Genomic DNA, 16,168 nt, shown 5'->3' with positions numbered 1-16,168 from the left:
TCGACGCGCGACTACGGCGAAATGAGCGGGATCTTCGCGCACGGCCGCTCGACGTGGCCGATGCGCCGCTGTCGATCGATCGTTGAGCCGCTGAAAACCGCTGACGATGCAACAAGGCCCGCTTGCGCGGGCCTCGTCGTGCCGGTGAAGGGGAGGGTCGGTCGCGTGGCGGTCAGCCGTGCGTGCGCGGCCGGTAGTCGATCATGCTGGAGAACACCGCGATCAGTACGGCCATCGCGACGAAGAACAGCAGCGCGAGGAAGTACGATCCCGACCACTGGACGATCAGGCCGATCAAGATCGGTACCACGACGCCGACCATGCTGCCGCAGAAGTTCATCGTGCCGCCGAGCACGCCGGCGCGCTCCGGGCCGCCGACGATTGCCGGCAGGCTCCAGTACATTCCGCAGAAGCGGATGAAGAACATCGCGATACTCAGCAGCAGCACGACTGCGTTGGCGTTGGCGATATAGGCCGCCGCGAGGATACACGCTGCCGCGATCAGTGACGAGCCGCCGAACATTGTGCGCATCACGAGGTTCGGCGATGCCCCCGACGCTTTCCAGCGATCGCCGATGGTGCCGCCGATCAGTTCGCCGACGAAGCCCGACATGAAGATGACGAAGGTCGCGCCGCCCGTCGTCGCGATGTTGAAGCCGTAGGTCTTGTGCAGGTAGCTTGGCATCCACGTCAGCAGCCCGTAGAACACCGCGAGGATGCAGCTGTAGCCGGCGAACATCGCGAGCACCGAGCGGTCCTTCACGAGTTCGCGCAGCGGCACGCGTTCGCCCGAAGCTTTCGCCGGCGAGTGCTCGCGCGTGATGTGTTCGAGCTCGGCCGCATTCACGCCCGGGTGCTCGGACGGATGATTGCGGATGTAGCGCCACACCAGCACGCCCACTAGCATCGTGCCGACACCCGCGATCACGAACGCGATGCGCCACGACCCGAACCACGCGATCAGCCCGGAGATCAGGATTGCGCCGAGCGCGCTGCCGAGCGGCGCGCCGCCGTCGACAAGCACTGCGCCGCGGCCGCGTTCATGCGGCGTCAGCCACGAGCCGATCAGCTTCGCGCCGGCCGGGAACACCGGCGATTCGGCGAAGCCGAGGCCCATGCGCGTGAGCATCAGCAGAATCCAGCTGTGCGACGCGGCGCCGAGCGCCTGGAACGCGCCCCACGCGAGCGTCGCGGTCGCGATGATGCCGCGCGTGTGATAGCGGTCGAGCATCACGCCGACCGGAATCTGCATCAGCGCATACGACCAGAAGAACGCGCTCAGCATTAGGCCTTCGAGTGCCGGCGACATGTTGAATTCCGGCGCGATCAGCGGCATCGCGACCGACAGTGACGCGCGATCGATGTAGTTGATCGCGACCAGCAGCAGCATGAGCAGGAAGATGCGCCAGCGGACGCTGGTCGGCCGTGCCGCCGCGTCGAGCGAGGCCGGCGATGCCGTCGGGACGGCGGGGGAATTCGAGGGGGGCATGCGTGTCTCCGTCGTTATGGTTGCGGGGCGATGCATCGTCCCGTGCAGCGACTGTAGGGGTACGGCCGCGTCTTGCCTAATGACGCTTCGTGATCGCGTGATAACCAAACGGCGCGGCGTGCGCGGGGAATAAGCGGGCGTTATCGGGCGATCCGTTTTTTTCATTACCGGCGGCGATCGGCCGCTTGTAGTGTTTGGTGCGGAGACTTCACACGGAGAAAGCATCATGAACCCATTCCAATATTTCTTTCCCACCACGCTGAAATTCGGCAACGGCCTCGCGCGCCAGGCCGGCGAACTGCTGAAGCCGCTGTTCAGCGGCAAGCTGCTGGTGGTGACCGACGAAGGCCTGATCAAGAGCGGCGTGCTCGAAGGGTTTTTCGCATCGCTGCGCGACGCGGACGTTGCATACGAGATCTTTTCGGGCGTCGAGGCGAACCCGAGCACGGCTGTGCTCGACAGCGCGCTGACGTTCCTGAAGGAACACCGCTGCACCGCCGTGATCGGCGTCGGCGGCGGCAGCAGCATCGATACCGCGAAGGGCGTGGCCGCGATGGCCACCAACGGCGGCACGATTCTCGATTACGAGGGCTACAACAAGATTCCGGACGAACCGCTGCCGATCTTCGCGATTCCGACCACGTCGGGCACCGGCAGCGAATGCACGGCATCGACGGTGTTCACGAACAAGGAAACGCTGTTCAAGACCGTGATCGTCAGCCACAAGCTGTTCCCGAAGCTCGCGATCCTCGATGCGGAACTCACGCTGAAGCTGCCGGCCGCGATCACCGCGGCCACCGGCATGGATGCGCTCACGCATGCGATCGAGTCGTACGTGTCGAAGCAGGCGAACCCGGTGAGCCAGTCGCTCGCGCTGGGCGCGATCCGCCTGATCGGGCGCAGCCTGTGCAACGCGTTCTACGTCGGCTCCGATCTTGCGGCACGCGAGGACATGCTGCTCGGCTCGTTCCTGGCCGGCGTCGCGTTTTCGCAGTCGAAGCTCGGCAACGTGCATGCGATCTCGCACACGATGGGCGGCGTGTTCAACATCGCGCACGGCATCGCGAACGCGGCGCTGCTGCCGTACGTGATCGACTTCAACCGGCCCGCATGCCCGGAGCTGTACCGCGATATCGCCCAGGCACTCGGCGGCGATGTGACCCACGGCGATGCGGAAACGGCCGCGCGTGCGCTGGTCGAGCAGATCGTCGAACTCAATCGCGCGCTCGAGATTCCGTCGAACATCCGCGAACTCGGCGTCGACCTCGCACACCTGCCGCAGATGGTGACCGACTCGATGCGCAGCGGCAACGTGCTCGTCAACCCGCGCCTGACCACTGCGCGCGATGTCGAAGGCATCATCCGCGCCGCGTACGCCGGCGAACTTTGATCGCGCGCAAGTACCGATTACCCGATTCGATTCAACCAGGAGCAGTCATGTATTACGAAATGCGGACCTACACGGTCCAGATCGGCAAGATGAACGAATACCTGCGGCACTTCGAGAAGGAAGGCCTGCCGGTGATCTCCCGCTATGCGACGCTTGTCGGCTGGTGGTACACGGAAATCGGCGAACTGAACCAGGTCGTCCATATCTGGGCGTACGAAAGCCTGGACGATCGCATCAAGCGCCGCACCGCGCTGTACGAGGATCCGGACTGGCTCGAGAAATTCGTGCCGAAGGCATTCCCGATGCTCGAGAAGATGGAATCGAAGCTGCTGCGTCCGGCCGCGTTCTCGCCGATCAAGTAAGCGGGGAACCCTGTAGCGTTTCGACGAGCAGGCGCGCACCTGGCGACAGGTGCGCGAAGGTACGTGCGACGACGCCGTACGGCTCGTCGAGCGCCGGAATCGCGACGGGCAGGCAGGCAACGAGGCCAAACCGCTCGCCGAACTCGGCGACCTCACGCGGGATCACGGCCACCAGTTCCGGGTTCGCCTGCAGCAGCGTGAGCGTCGCGAACGTCGACGCCGTTTCGATCGGATAGCGCGGCACGTCGATACCCGCATCGGCCAGCGCGCGTTCGAGCGCGAGTCGCATCGGCGTGTTGACAGGATACGCGACCCATTCAGCCTCGGTGAGGTCGCGCAGCGTCAGTGCCGAGCGCCCGGCCAACGCGTGCGTGCGTGCCGTCACGACCGCCAGCGGCTCGGCGTTCAGCGGCACGTAGTCGTACGCCTCCGGGCGCCGGCTGCCGCCGTTGCGGCAGATCGCAAGATCGATGCGGCCATCGTCGATCAGCGTGAGCAGGCTCGCGCTGGTGCCTTCGACGATCTCGACCGACAGGTGCGGCTGGCGGCGGCGCAGGTCGGTCAGCGCACGCGTGAGCAACGGCACTGCACCCATGATCACACCGACCGCAAGATGGCCGCCGTGGCCTTGCGTGAGCGCGAGGACTTCGGTATGCAGATGTTCGAGGTCGCTGTAGATGAGGCGCGCGTAGCGCGTGACGCAGCGGCCGAGGTCGTTTGCGACGAGGCCTTTCGGTTGCCGCTCGAACAGCGGCATGCCGAGGATGTCCTCGATCTCGCGCAGCACCTTGGTGGCGCCGGGCTGCGAGATTGCCATCTCTTCCGACGCCTTGTGCAGCGAGCCGTGGTTTTCCAGCGCGATCAGCAGCTTAAGTTGCTTCAGGCGAAGGCGTGACGCGATATTGGCAAGTGAGGGGACTGCCAGCGGCTTCATGATAAAGCGACCAAATTGGATTCTCGAATTGTAGCGCTGCCTTACATCCCGGCGAAAGCAGATTGGGCTTACGTCGGAACCTCTCGCCGAGCATCTGCAGCAGCTCGCGAATCTGCTCGAGCGCATCGGTCAACTCCGAAGCCGGAACCGCTTCCGAGCAGCGGTAGCAGGAAGCGATCGTATAGGCGCAATGCGAGCCATTGATTGCAATATCGGTACGGAGCAAGCGTGGAAACAGAACTGTCGCGTTGATCGTTGACGCCGGGGACTCGCGGTGCTAGCGGCTGACGGCAGAGCCCGCATATATTGACTTGCGTGCATCGAGTGATTCGGCTACGCGTTACCGGCAGGTGGGTGGTGGCACGAGCGGCCTGCTCGGCAAGCGCACTGACCTGCACTCGACGGCGGGGCTACACGCATGCGAGCGGCTCGGACGGGCGGGGCAATGGCCAGCCGACCCTAGACCACAAAACTGTCCCACCTGGAAGTGGAAAATGCCGGCATGACGTTGTCGTCAAGACCAGGAGGTCATGCCGTGACGATTAGATCCTAAAAATTAATACTATTTCAGGCCCGCTCTTAAGGACGGGTGATATTGAGCACGATACGATCAATGCGCATCACTCAGCTTTCCTTGTGAAGTTCACCGTAGATTTGAGGGGGCCATATGAAGTCAAGACTTCTATCATTTTTTGCTGCCATCATTATCGGGGCTCCGTCCGTTGCGCTCGCATCGGAGGCATATTCTCCCGCAAAACCGAACTCATCGGCAGTTGCCAGAAAGCATGGTGATCCTGTCGTTTCCGCCGCGCGCAAGCAAGCGCGAGCGACCGATCGTGCTCTTGCAAAGCGTGTGCGGAAGAGTATTGCAAAGGACCACGCCCTGGATCAGGCGCGCATCGTGGTATTTGCCAAAGGCGGCGCCGTGACGTTGACCGGCGAGGTAGCCGATGAGCCGCAAATCGCACTCGCGGAAAAACGTACGAGCGCTGTCCCTGGGGTGACATCGGTCAATAACCGGCTGACGCTTTCCGAAGGCGGTAGTTGAGGGCGGCCCAATGACTGATCCCGGTGAGATTGCAGAATCTCACCGATTTGATGAGACACCCGGATCGATAACCGATCCAGAACGCATGGTCGGATGGATTGGCCGCAAGCCGAGTGTGCGGTGCATTGAGCATTCCGGTTTTTGATTAAGGATTGTTTCAGGCGAATTCAGGGGCTTCCACATTGAATTTCGTATCCCGTCCATATCTACCTCGATCCTGAAAACGCGCGGTTTGAAGTTGTGAATGGAACCGGCACATGATGGATTGGATCAGCTGAACAAGGAAAATTGTCGATGGGAAGGACAGTGTCGATACCGAGCACGACGACAAGTTCGCCATGGCCGGCTACGTCGCTCGTGATAAACGGACAGCGGACAGAACTTCGCGTCCCCCCCGATATGCCGCTTCTGTGGGTATTGCGCGAGGTCGTAGGGTTGTGCGGCACGAAATTTGGCTGCGGCATTGGGCAGTGCGGGGCCTGTACGGTGCATCTGGATGGCAATCCGGTGCGTTCGTGCCTTCTTCCAGTGTCGGCGGTCAACGGGCCCATCACGACGATTGAAGCGATCGGCAACACCGATGTTGGCAAGCAGGTGCAGGCCGCTTGGCTCAAGCTCGAGGTGGTGCAGTGCGGTTACTGTCAGTCCGGGCAAATCATGTCGGCGACGGCTCTCCTGGCACGCAATCCACATCCCGACGATGCAGCCATCGATGCAGCAATGGCTGGAAATTTGTGTCGGTGCTGTACGTACCCGCGCATTCGCGCAGCAATCAAGGCCGCTACATGAAAACGTACGGACCCGTCGATGAGACGACGCTGGCGGATACCGCGCGTCGTCGCTTCCTGACCACCGGCGCGTTGCTGGTCGGATTTGCACTCGCAAAGCCCGCGCGCGCGTTTATGAAAGAGCCTGATCTTGCCGCGATCGGCGCTTTGGATGCGGCAGGCACGGGCTTCGACGGCTTCGTCCCGAGCGGCTTTATTCGCATAGGTGCGGACGGGCGTATCGTACTCGTGGTGCCGAGTGTCGAAATGGGGCAGGGTATTGCTACCGGCGAAGCGATGATGCTGGCCGAGGAGCTGGAGGTTGGGCTCGATCAGGTAGAGGTCGCGATGGCACCCCCCGATACTCAAGCCTATACGCAGTCGATCCTGAAGGCGCAGGCCACGGGCGGCTCGACGTCCGTCCGTGCCTATTTCACGCCGCTACGGAATGCCGGCGCCGCGGCGCGAATGATGCTCGTCAGTGCCGCCGCCGAGCGGTGGCATGTTCCTGTGACCGAATGTTCGGTGGCGCGGGCGATCATCACACACGATCGGACGGGGCGTACGCTGTCTTTCGGTGCCGTTGCGTCGGCTGCTCGTCGACAGCCGATGCCGACACACGTCACGCTAAAGCCATCTTCGCATTTCCGGCTGATCGGCAAGCCGATCCAGCGTGTGGACACGCCAGCCAAGATCAACGGAACCGCGACGTTCGGCATCGACGTGAACGTCAAGGACATGCGCGTGGCGGCTCTCGCGATGTGTCCGACCATTGGCGGCAAGGTCCGTCGTGTCGACGACCGGGCCGCGCGCGCCATGCCTGGCGTGATCGACGTGCTGCGCATTGACGATGCCGTCGCCGTGGTGGGTGAAAATTACTGGTTCGCGCGTCGCGCGTTGAGTCAATTGCAGGTCGAATGGGACGCGGGCCCCAACGCCACGTTGACGTCCGATGAACTGGCCGGCCGGCTTCGCGACGCGCGAGGTACACCCATTCTCGGCAAGCAGACAGGTGACCCGGAGCGCAGGCTGAGCGACGTCGGCGATCGTCGAATCGACGCCGTTTATACGTTGCCCTACCTGGCGCACGCGGCGCTCGAGCCGATCAACACGACGGTCCATGTGCGGCCTGATGGATGCGACATCTGGGTCGGCACACAGGTGCCTCAGATCGCGCGCATCGTTGCTGCCCAGCTTACCGGCCTTTCGCCTGACCAAGTGATAGTGCGTAACCACCTGATCGGTGGAGGCTTTGGACGCCGGCTGGCGGTCGACACGATCGAACAAGCCGTGCGGTTCGCGTGCCAGGTGAACTACCCGCTGAAAATGATCTGGACGCGGGAGCAGGACATCCAGCACGATCGCTTTCGTCCCGCGTATCACGATACTGTCGCGGCGGCGCTTGGGGCCGACGGTTCGCCAGTGGCATGGATGCACCGTACGAGATGCTCGACCGTACGCACATACTACGATCGCAAACCCTGGCCGGAGGGTCAGCTCGATCACGACGCAGTGGCCGGCGCAGCAGACCTGCCCTATGAAATTCCCGCAATGCGTTCGGATTGGGTGCGGCAGGATGGGCCGGTAGCGCTGAACTGGTGGCGGGGGGTAGGCGAGACCCATAACGTATTCGTCGTCGAATCTTTTATCGACGAGCTTGCGCACACAGCAAAACGCGATCCGGTCGAATACCGCCGGGCTCTCCTGCGTCAAAACCCTCGCTCGCTGGCCGTGCTCGATCGTGCCGCACAGGCTGCCGGTTGGGGGAAGTCGTTGCCGCCGCGTTGTGGCCGCGGTGTCTCGCTGCATGACAGCTTCGGCTCGCACGCCGCGCTCATTCTCGAAATTGAAGTGGATCAGCAGGGTGAAATCCGGTTGCGCCGCGCTACGGCGGCGATCGACTGCGGGATTGCCGTCAATCCTGACAGCGTCGTGGCGCAGATCCAGGGGGGCGTCTTGTTCGGGCTCTCAGCTGCACTTTATAACGCGATCACAATAGAGAAGGGCGTTGTGCAGCAGAGCAACTTCCACGATTATCGACAGATCCGCATCAACGAAGTGCCGCCGTTCGAGGTAATTGTCATGTCCAGCGAAGCATCGCCGGGCGGGCTCGGCGAAGTCGGCACGGTCTCGGCGGCACCCGCACTTGCCAACGCCATTTTCGCAGCAACCGGAGTGCGCCTGCGTGATCTGCCGATCGACAGGCAGGCATTGGCTGTCAAGGGGCAAGGCCACCGTCCGCCTTTGATATCGACGTTTGGCGGGAGGGGCGCATGATGCTCCGTGCAAAAAAATGGATAGCCGCAATTGCGGTGGGTGGTGCGTTGCTGATTGGAGCGGTGTCGGTATTCTTCTGGCCGCACCGACTGGAAAAGGTGGTCGCGTCGAGCGGGGCTCTGCCGCAGGGCGATGCGTTGATTGCGCGCGGTCGTTACCTTGTCACCGCCGCGGACTGCGCTGCGTGTCATACAGTGCCGGGCGGTCGGCCGTTCGCGGGCGGTGTCGGTTTCAAGCTTCCATTCGGTACGATCTTTGCACCCAATATCACGCCTGATCGGGATAACGGTATTGGCGCGTGGAGCAACGACGAATTCGTGCGGGCATTGCGCGAAGGGGTGGGGCGGCATGGCGAAGACCTCTATCCAGCGTTCCCGTATACGTCATATGCGAAGCTGTCCAACGATGACGTGTTGGCGATCCGGGCGTTTCTCGCAACAGTCGAACCGATTCATGCATCGACACCCTCGAACGATCTTGCATTTCCGTTCGACCAACGTCGATTGATGCGTGGCTGGAAGCTGCTTTTTTTCGACGGCAAGACGTTCGCTCCCGATCCTGCGCGCAGCGCTTCGTGGAATCGCGGCAACTATCTCGTCAATGGTCTCGCCCATTGCGGTGAATGCCACACGCCACGGAATTTTCTGTTCGCGTCGAAGACCACGGAGATGTTGTCGGGTGGTGTCGTCGATGGTTGGAAAGCCTGGAACATCACGCCGGACCCGGAAACCGGAATCGGTAGATGGAGCAATTCGGATCTCGTCGATTACCTGGCGAACGGGCATGCCGCGGGTCACGGCGCCGCGTCCGGCAGTATGCGAGAGGCGGTCGAATTGAGTCTTGGCCATCTGCCGCGGCGTGATATTGAGGATATCGTGACATATCTGCGCACCGTACCGTCTCGGCATGCCGATGCTGCGGCGGCCGTTTCGGTAACGTCATCATCGCTGTCGCAGTCAGCGCGTTGGACGCCAGGGCCGGGCGGTGATGGCATTGGCAAACGTGTATTCGAAGCAGCGTGCGCCAGCTGTCACGGATACGACGGAATCGGACAGCAATCCGAGCGTGCGAGCCTTGTTGGCGCCCACATGCTCAGCGACCCGGCAGGCGACAACCTCGTTCGTTTGCTGCTTGATGGATCACATAGCCGTGGTGATGTTCCTGCAACTGCAATGCCGGCATTCGGCGCTGCATACAGCGACGTCGAGATTGCCGCGGTTGCAAATTACGCAATTGCGCAATTTGGCGGAAAGTCAGGACAGGTTACGCCGGAGCGAGTGGCGGCTTCGCGACATTGAACCGCAACGTCTTCGGTTCCCGTCAATCGCGCGCGATTGCCAGCGGGCTTGCTCCTCGTCGATGTGATGTCGGGCGTCCGACTGACACGGAGCTATCTGAAACGCATGATGGCGCGAGACTGGGCGTGTGCAAGGCATTGCCAATGCGGTCACCTGGATCCCATGATGCGTGAGCCCAGTGAAATACCGAGCGTCGATAGCGACGCGTTGATCTTCTGCTGATCGAGTTCCCAACGCGACAGTGCGGCGTCGAACGCCGTGCCTTGCGCGAAAGCCTGCATCGCTTCGGCGAGTCCGACCGCGTTGTCGGCCGCCTTTGCTACGCCGGCGGCGGTATGCGGACGGACGAGGCAAGCCGCGTCGCCAAGCAGTACCGTGCGGCCGAACACCATTCGCTCGACGACAAGATCCTGAATCGCCTGTGCGAACGGCGCGTGCGTCGCGTCGACGAGTGCGGCGAGCGTCGGCGCGAGCAGGTTGCGGCCCGCGTCGACGAGTTCCGATCGATTGTCGTCGCGCATCGCACCGGGAGGCAGCGATCCGTCTCGCTGTGTGCCGTCCCGGGAAAGAAACAGTTCAGGCAGCTTGTCGTGCGAGTGACGCCGGTACCACACCCAGTTCACGCGTCGTTTGCCGGGCTCGACGGTGCCGTCGCGGCCAGGTACCAGGTAGGTCAGGAACAGATGTGCGTCACCCTGCTGAAACGTAAAGCGGTTATGCAGCACGCGAAGCACCTGATCGGGCAGGTCGTGCTCGTCGACGAGCCCGCGCCACGCGACATAACCCGCATAGGTGGGATGCGTATCGGGTAGCAGTTGCGCGCGCACGCCAGAGCGCCCGCCATCCGCGCCGACGAGCAGATCCCCGTGCTCTACCCGCCCGCTCGCGAAATGCGCGGTCACGCGAGCGCCATCGGAATCGAGCCGCTCGAACGCCTCGCCTGTGTGGACGACGTCCACTGGCAGTGCGCGCTTCAGCGCGGTGTAGATCACATTCCATGCAGTCTGGGTTTGCGGCATGTGCTGGTGCTGCACGATCCGGTCGCTCGCGTCGAGATAGATCCGGTCGATCGAATCCACGCCGGTATCGCGCGGCACCGGTACCCCGCCGAATGCGAACGCGCGGACGATCGGCGGTTGCAGGACGATGCCACCGCCGCGGCTGTCGAGCTCGCTTGGCGACTGTTCGAACACGCTGACGCGCCATCCCGCCGCGCGCAGTGCAGTCGCCGTGAAGAGGCCGCCCACCGATCCGCCGATTATGAGCGCTCGCGGCCTCGATACGTTATTCATGATGTGCTCCTGTTGGCCAGCGATCGCGCGCGTCGTGGCGTTCAATTTCCGGCATCCGCGATGCCGGAGCGCTGCGGATTCAACCTTCCCAGCTCTTCAGGAAATCGAGCAGCAGCGTGTTGACGCGTTCCGGCTGTTCTTCCTGCGGAAGGTGGCCGCATTGCGCGATGGGCTCGGCACGAAGATGTGTCGCCATGCTTTCCCAGACGGATTTCATGTCGAACATCTTGCCGACCGCGTAGAAATCCTCACCCCAGATCGCCATGGTTGGGCATGCGATCTTCACATCGGCGTCGGCGAGATCCTGTTTGACGTCTTCCGCGTTCGCGCGGTAGTCGGAGAGTGCGCCGCGTACGGCGCCGGGACGACGATAGGCCCGGACATACGTGTCGAACGCTTCGCCGGAAATGGCGTGCGGGTTGTAGCACCAGTCGGAGAAGAAGTGGCTTAGCCACTCGGCTTCCTTGCCCGCGATCAGTGCTTCGGGCAGGTCCGCTACCTGATGGAACAGGAAGAACCAGTACGCGCGTGCCGTCTGGGCCGTCATGTTCTGCGCGACGATGCGAGTCGGCACGTTGTCCATCACGACGAGGCGCTCGAGGCGCTCGGGGAAGTCCTTCGCGAAGCGTGTCGCGACGCGTGCGCCGCGATCGTGCCCGACCAGCGCGATGCGGCCGATGCCGAGCGTGTCGAGCAATGCGACGAGGTCGCGCGCCATGTTGCGTTTGTCATAGCCGGTGGCCGGCTTGTCGGTTTCGCCGTAGCCGCGCAGGTCGGGCACGATCACGCGGTAGCGCTGTGCCAGGACGGGAATCTGGAAGCGCCATGCGAAGCTGGTTTCCGGAAACCCGTGCAGCAGGACCACGACGGGCCCGCTGCCCGCGTCGATGAAATGTTGTCGAATTCCGTTCGCAGTGACGGTGTGGTGAACGATCGAAGGCGTGGTGGTGGACATGTGTCGGTTCCCATTGCGGTTCGGAAGACGCGCCATCGGAGCGAAGTGCGCGCGAGTGCTGTTCGAGCATAGGCGAAGCACCATGGACAGTCGCATGAATTGTTCTGAATCATCTTTCGGGTAGATGCGTTCCGGCAGGCGCGGGCCGCTTCATAACGATTAAGTTGTTCCTGGGATGGTGGCGACCTCTAATGCCCGATGTGAGCAGTGCGGCGAGTGGCGTCGGTGACGGATGTAGCGAAGGGTGGCGGCCGACCTGACCGGAAGCCGTTCGGCTCGGCGAGGACGTTGACGAAGCAACTGGCGTCCGCGCGGACGTCAGACAAGGAGCGTGCGATGCGTTTTGCAGCCTATGAAATCGATGGACGTCGCGGCCTGGCGGTCGAACGGAACGGAAGCTGGCACGGATTGATGGCTTGCGATGCCGGCTATCCGGGTGATCTGGACGCGTTGCTCGCGAGGGGCGCATCCTTTGCCGAGGTGGCCGACGGGCTCGCGCGCGGCAGCGCGGTCGATCTCGACGCCGCTCGCTTGTTGCCGCCGTTCGGGCGACCGAACAAGATCGTCTGCGTTGGGTTGAACTATCTCGACCATTCGGCCGAAACCGGCTTCGAGAAGCAGACCTATCCGACCGTATTCGCGCGCTTTGCGTCGAGCCTGATCGGTCATGGCGAAGCGATCGTGATGCCGCCGCAGTCGTCGCAACTCGATTACGAAGGTGAGCTGGCTGCGGTGATCGGCACGGGCGGCCGGAATATCCCGCGCGAGCGTGCGCTCGATCACGTGGCGGGCTACGCGCTATTCAACGACGCGACGCTGCGCGACTACCAGTTCCGTACGCCGCAATGGACGATGGGCAAGAATTTCGATGGAACCGGCGCATTCGGGCCGTGGTTCGTTACGGCCGACGCGTTGCCCCGAGGCTGCAAAGGGCGGTGCATCCAGACGCGCCTGAACGGCAAGGTCGTACAGGAGGCGTCGACTTCGGACATGATCTTCGACGTCGAGACGCTGATCGTACTGTTGAGCGAGGTGATGACGCTGCAGGCAGGCGACGTGATCGTCACGGGCACGCCGGCCGGCGTCGGCATGGCGCGCGAGCCTCAACTCTGGATGAAGCCGGGCGATGTCTGTGAAGTCGAGATCGAAGGGCTTGGCGTGCTGCGCAATCCGATCGCGAAGGCGGTCTGACCGGGCGGCCCCTGCGCTGCGGTCGACGTCGTGCAGGGCATGGCCAAGTCTCTATACGCTTGCGGCGCCCGCCATGGGCATCGGCCGCAAGCTGCTTCAGCGCTGCGGGCGTGCCATGTCGGGAATGGTTGTCGCGCGCCTGCTCTTGTCAGCCGGACAGGGTCGTGAGCGACGTGACGAAGTCGATGAATGCCGTCACGCGCTTCGAACCGCGCTGGTTCGGCAGGTAGAGCGCGGTGACGACAGAGCGCGCCGCGTCGGGCGTGACGTCGTAATGCTCGAACAGTTTCCGCAGGCGGCCCGCCTGGACGTCCTCATCGACGAGCCAGTCGGGTAGCAACGCAATGCCTGCGCCGTCAAGCACCGCGCCCCGCAGCACTTCGCTGTGGTTCGACTTCAGGCGTCCGGTGACGATGACTTTCATCGTGTCGCGCGCATCGGTGAACGTCCACACCTGTTGATCGCTGCCGAAATGAAAACGCAGGCACGCGTGATCGACCAGTTCGCCGGGCGTCGTCGGCGTGCCGTGTGCATCCAGATAGTCGTGACTTGCGACGACGTAGCGCCGGAACGTGGCGAGCGGCTTCGCGACGACGTCGGCCGACGGCGCCGCTTCGCCTAGCCGGATCGCGACGTCGATCCGGCCGTGCACGAGGTCGACACGCTCGTCGGTCAGTTGCAGATCGAGGTCGAGCTTTGGATAGCGAGCGAGAAAGGCCGATACGTGAGGCGCGATCCGACGCATGCCGTAGACAACCGGGACCGACACACGCAAGGGCCCGGACGGCTCGTCGCCGCGATCCGAAACGAGCGCGTCGGCATCGGCCAGATCCTCGAGCAGCCGCTTGGCGCGTGCGTAGTAGAGAGACCCTGCGTCCGATAGCGTCACTTGCCGGGTCGTGCGGTTCAGGAGGACCGTGCCGAGCGATGCTTCGAGCGCATCGACGGCACGGACCACGGACGAGGCCGCAAGACCGAGACGCCGCCCCGCGCTCGAGAAGCCGCCGGCTTCCGCCACTTCGACGAATGCACGCAGCGTGGAAAATCTGTCCATGGGGTCGCCTTTGTTCGAGTCGCAATATAGCTTTGCGTGCCGGTCGCATTCTGGCGTCGGGCCGCAGGCGCTATCTTGTCATATGAACATGCACAGGAGGTTGCGATGAATACGCTCGATGTGACGGTGATCTACGATCTCGTCTGCCCGTGGTGCTGGATTGCCGAGCGCAGGCTGGCCGAGGTCGTTGCCGAAGCGGATCAGGCCGATGCGATCAATGTCCGCTTCGTTCCTTTCGAACTGAATCCGACGATGCCGGTTGCCGGCATGGACCGCAAGGCCTACCGAAGCGCGAAATTCGGTAGCTGGGCACGTTCTCAGGCACTCGATGCGCAGGTCGCGGAAGCCGGTCGCGCCGCCGGCCTGACGTTCAACCATGCGAAGATCGCGCGCACGCCGAACACGCGGCTCGCGCATCGACTCGTGTGGTTCGCGCAGCAGCGGGGCAGTGCGGTTGCGCTTGTCGATGCGCTGTTCGCTGCGTATTTTCACGACGGGCGCGATATCGGAGACGCGGAGGTGCTTGTCGACGTTGCCGCCGGTACCGGCCTGGATGCCGAGGCGATTCGCGCGTTCCTCGTGTCGGACGCGGGCCTTGAGGCCGTGCTGGAACTTGAGGCGGATGCGGTTCGCAGCGGTGTCGCGTCGGTACCGGCGACCCGGATCGGTGCGATGTCTATCAGCGGAGCACAGCCGGCATCGGTATTTCGCGATGCGCTTGCCGCTGCGCAAGGATGATCGACCGGGTTGCGTGATCGGCAATGTCGTGAGAGATCCGGGCATTCAGAACGATTCATGTCCGGATCAGGACATTCGGGTTGCCCGCAAGCTACGCTCGTTGCCGTGCTGAAGCGTCGCTGCGCAAGGGCGAACCGCTTCGTCGACGGTAGCGCGTGCTGCTGCACCGAAGTGGTGACGCGTGCCGGATCCCATCTTCAAAGGAAACATGACATGCCAAACCAGAATTGGCGAACCATCGCGATACGTGCGTGCAGCGTCGTGCTTGTTGCATGGTCCATTGGCGTCACGCCGATCGGTGCATTTGCCGCCGGTCTTGGCGACGGCGCGCAAGCACCGGGCTTCTATCGCGAGAAGGTTGGCGCGTTCAAGGTGATAGCGCTGTCCGACGGGACGCACCCGTTTCCGATCGATACCGTGATCCGCGGCATCTCGACGGATGAGATCAAGCGCGACCTCGATCGCGAGTTCCTCGATCCGCCGGTACAAGGGTCGATCAACGCATTTCTGGTCGATACCGGAGCGAAGAGAATCCTGATCGACGCGGGGGCAGGCGTGCTGTACGGCGACTGCTGCGGCAAGCTGGTCGACAACCTGATCGCGGCTGGCTATGCACCGGAGAAGATCGATGAAGTGTGGCTCACGCACCTGCACAAGGATCATGTCGGCGGAATCGTTTCGCACGGGAAGATGACGTTCCCGAATGCCATCGTCAGGGTGAATGAGACCGAGGCTCGCTACTGGCTCGAGCCGGACAACAAGTCGAGCGCGCCCGCGTTTCTCGGTTCGTTCTTCGATGCGGCTGCCGCGTCGGTCGCCCCGTACATCGCGGCGGGCCGCTTCAAGACGTTCGCCGCGGACGCGACGCTTGCTCCCGGCATTCGAGCTGTGCCGACACCCGGCCATACGCCCGGGCATACGTCCTATCTGATCGAGAGCAATGGCTCGACGCTGCTTGTATGGGGCGATATCGTGCACGTCGCCGCGCTCCAGTTGACGCATCCGGACGTGTCCGTCGAATACGACAGCGATCCGGCTATCGCGCAACAGACGCGCCGCGATATGCTGAAGCGCGTGGCGAGTCAGCGCTATCTGGTCGGCGCGGCGCACATCGCGTTTCCAGGGCTTGGCCACTTGCGCCAGGATGGTGCGCGGTATGACTGGGTACCGGTCAATTACGACTCGACGCCGGTGCATTGATGCGGCGTGCGCCCGGTCGTTCGCGAGAATGCGCGAATGAAATAGCCGCGCGGCAAGCCGCATTCGTTGACCGCATCCGCTATCGACACGCCCAGGTTACCCTTTTCCATCCAGCGTTCTTTTGCGCGCGCGACCTTCGCCGGCGAAAGTACCCCCTTTCGCCACGGATCGCG

14 protein-coding genes and 1 pseudogene are annotated in these 16,168 nt (G+C 63.0%); 9 read left to right on the top strand and 6 right to left on the bottom strand.

What is annotated here, in order from left to right; all coding sequences use genetic code 11:
• Positions 1-172: 172 nt before the first annotated feature.
• Entirely contained in the window at positions 173-1,489 is a 1,317-nt protein-coding gene (locus tag DIE15_RS03905) for an MFS transporter (RefSeq protein ID WP_057923991.1), read from the bottom strand.
• 226 nt (positions 1,490-1,715) lie between these two features.
• Between DIE15_RS03905 and DIE15_RS03900 the strand changes: the two genes are divergently transcribed.
• Both DIE15_RS03900 and DIE15_RS03895 read left to right on the top strand, forming a co-directional pair.
• Positions 1,716-2,879: an iron-containing alcohol dehydrogenase gene (locus DIE15_RS03900; RefSeq protein WP_057923990.1), complete on the top strand. Its 1,164-nt coding sequence runs from the start codon at positions 1,716-1,718 to the stop codon at positions 2,877-2,879.
• Between the two features lie 47 nt (positions 2,880-2,926).
• Complete coding sequence (locus tag DIE15_RS03895) at positions 2,927-3,241, top strand: NIPSNAP family protein (RefSeq protein WP_057923989.1); 315 nt, start codon at positions 2,927-2,929, stop codon at positions 3,239-3,241.
• Here the strand turns inward: DIE15_RS03895 and DIE15_RS03890 are convergent.
• Complete coding sequence (locus DIE15_RS03890) at positions 3,234-4,175, bottom strand: LysR family transcriptional regulator (protein ID WP_057923988.1); 942 nt, start codon at positions 4,173-4,175, stop codon at positions 3,234-3,236. The two genes, DIE15_RS03895 and DIE15_RS03890, sit on opposite strands and share 8 nt — an antisense overlap.
• A gap of 667 nt (positions 4,176-4,842) precedes the next feature.
• On the opposite strand from DIE15_RS03890, the gene DIE15_RS03885 reads away from it, so the two are divergent.
• The 4 genes from DIE15_RS03885 (at position 4,843) to DIE15_RS03870 (ending at position 9,565) form a co-directional block, all read left to right on the top strand.
• Positions 4,843-5,223 carry a BON domain-containing protein gene (locus DIE15_RS03885; RefSeq protein ID WP_082664541.1) on the top strand — a complete coding sequence of 127 codons (381 nt, stop codon included), beginning with the start codon at positions 4,843-4,845 and terminating at the stop codon, positions 5,221-5,223.
• A gap of 294 nt (positions 5,224-5,517) precedes the next feature.
• Entirely contained in the window at positions 5,518-6,012 is a 495-nt protein-coding gene (locus DIE15_RS03880; RefSeq protein WP_124832438.1) for a (2Fe-2S)-binding protein, read from the top strand.
• The gene (locus DIE15_RS03875) at positions 5,964-8,267 is read left to right on the top strand and encodes a xanthine dehydrogenase family protein molybdopterin-binding subunit (protein ID WP_260428179.1); all 2,304 of its coding nucleotides are present in this window, start codon (positions 5,964-5,966) and stop codon (positions 8,265-8,267) included. The genes DIE15_RS03880 and DIE15_RS03875 overlap by 49 nt, the downstream gene beginning before the upstream one ends.
• Entirely contained in the window at positions 8,264-9,565 is a 1,302-nt protein-coding gene (locus DIE15_RS03870) for a cytochrome c (protein ID WP_260428178.1), read from the top strand. Before DIE15_RS03875 ends, DIE15_RS03870 begins: the two co-directional genes overlap by 4 nt.
• Positions 9,566-9,714: 149 nt before the next feature.
• On the opposite strand, the gene DIE15_RS03865 is transcribed toward DIE15_RS03870, so the two are convergent.
• Complete coding sequence (locus tag DIE15_RS03865) at positions 9,715-10,857, bottom strand: FAD binding domain-containing protein (protein ID WP_124832437.1); 1,143 nt, start codon at positions 10,855-10,857, stop codon at positions 9,715-9,717.
• Positions 10,858-10,936: 79 nt separating this feature from the next.
• Complete coding sequence (locus DIE15_RS03860) at positions 10,937-11,812, bottom strand: alpha/beta fold hydrolase (RefSeq protein WP_057924152.1); 876 nt, start codon at positions 11,810-11,812, stop codon at positions 10,937-10,939.
• 336 nt (positions 11,813-12,148) lie between these two features.
• Between DIE15_RS03860 and DIE15_RS03855 the strand changes: the two genes are divergently transcribed.
• Entirely contained in the window at positions 12,149-13,003 is an 855-nt protein-coding gene (locus tag DIE15_RS03855; RefSeq protein WP_057924151.1) for a fumarylacetoacetate hydrolase family protein, read from the top strand.
• A gap of 148 nt (positions 13,004-13,151) precedes the next feature.
• Here the strand turns inward: DIE15_RS03855 and DIE15_RS03850 are convergent, their stop codons facing one another.
• Positions 13,152-14,057, bottom strand: a complete 906-nt coding sequence (locus tag DIE15_RS03850) for a LysR family transcriptional regulator (RefSeq protein ID WP_124832436.1) — start codon at positions 14,055-14,057, stop codon at positions 13,152-13,154.
• A gap of 105 nt (positions 14,058-14,162) precedes the next feature.
• Here DIE15_RS03850 and DIE15_RS03845 point away from each other — a divergent pair, with 105 nt between their 5' ends.
• Both DIE15_RS03845 and DIE15_RS03840 read left to right on the top strand, forming a co-directional pair.
• Positions 14,163-14,795 carry a DsbA family oxidoreductase gene (locus DIE15_RS03845; RefSeq protein WP_124832435.1) on the top strand — a complete coding sequence of 211 codons (633 nt, stop codon included), beginning with the start codon at positions 14,163-14,165 and terminating at the stop codon, positions 14,793-14,795.
• 213 nt (positions 14,796-15,008) lie between these two features.
• Complete coding sequence (locus tag DIE15_RS03840) at positions 15,009-15,995, top strand: MBL fold metallo-hydrolase (RefSeq protein WP_124832434.1); 987 nt, start codon at positions 15,009-15,011, stop codon at positions 15,993-15,995.
• Here DIE15_RS03840 and DIE15_RS37470 read toward each other — a convergent pair.
• Positions 15,992-16,168: pseudogene (locus DIE15_RS37470) on the bottom strand (helix-turn-helix transcriptional regulator); the annotation flags it as partial. The gene DIE15_RS03840 and the pseudogene DIE15_RS37470 sit on opposite strands and share 4 nt — an antisense overlap.

The organism is Burkholderia sp. Bp9031 (assembly GCF_003857965.1).
GTDB lineage: Bacteria > Pseudomonadota > Gammaproteobacteria > Burkholderiales > Burkholderiaceae > Burkholderia > Burkholderia ambifaria_A.
The sequence above is the reverse complement of the archived record's forward strand: the minus strand, read 5'-3'. Positions and strand labels throughout refer to the sequence as shown.

Excerpts from the sequence above, each read along its gene's own strand:
- DIE15_RS03905 (WP_057923991.1), bottom strand. The coding sequence starts at position 1,489 with ATGCCCCCCTCGAATTCCCCCGCCGTCCCGACGGCATCGCCGGCCTCG.
- DIE15_RS03900 (WP_057923990.1), top strand. The coding sequence starts at position 1,716 with ATGAACCCATTCCAATATTTCTTTCCCACCACGCTGAAATTCGGCAAC.
- DIE15_RS03895 (WP_057923989.1), top strand. The coding sequence starts at position 2,927 with ATGTATTACGAAATGCGGACCTACACGGTCCAGATCGGCAAGATGAAC.
- DIE15_RS03890 (WP_057923988.1), bottom strand. The coding sequence starts at position 4,175 with ATGAAGCCGCTGGCAGTCCCCTCACTTGCCAATATCGCGTCACGCCTT.
- DIE15_RS03885 (WP_082664541.1), top strand. The coding sequence starts at position 4,843 with ATGAAGTCAAGACTTCTATCATTTTTTGCTGCCATCATTATCGGGGCT.
- DIE15_RS03880 (WP_124832438.1), top strand. The coding sequence starts at position 5,518 with ATGGGAAGGACAGTGTCGATACCGAGCACGACGACAAGTTCGCCATGG.
- DIE15_RS03870 (WP_260428178.1), top strand. The coding sequence starts at position 8,264 with ATGATGCTCCGTGCAAAAAAATGGATAGCCGCAATTGCGGTGGGTGGT.
- DIE15_RS03865 (WP_124832437.1), bottom strand. The coding sequence starts at position 10,857 with ATGAATAACGTATCGAGGCCGCGAGCGCTCATAATCGGCGGATCGGTG.
- DIE15_RS03860 (WP_057924152.1), bottom strand. The coding sequence starts at position 11,812 with ATGTCCACCACCACGCCTTCGATCGTTCACCACACCGTCACTGCGAAC.
- DIE15_RS03855 (WP_057924151.1), top strand. The coding sequence starts at position 12,149 with ATGCGTTTTGCAGCCTATGAAATCGATGGACGTCGCGGCCTGGCGGTC.
- DIE15_RS03850 (WP_124832436.1), bottom strand. The coding sequence starts at position 14,057 with ATGGACAGATTTTCCACGCTGCGTGCATTCGTCGAAGTGGCGGAAGCC.
- DIE15_RS03845 (WP_124832435.1), top strand. The coding sequence starts at position 14,163 with ATGAATACGCTCGATGTGACGGTGATCTACGATCTCGTCTGCCCGTGG.
- DIE15_RS03840 (WP_124832434.1), top strand. The coding sequence starts at position 15,009 with ATGCCAAACCAGAATTGGCGAACCATCGCGATACGTGCGTGCAGCGTC.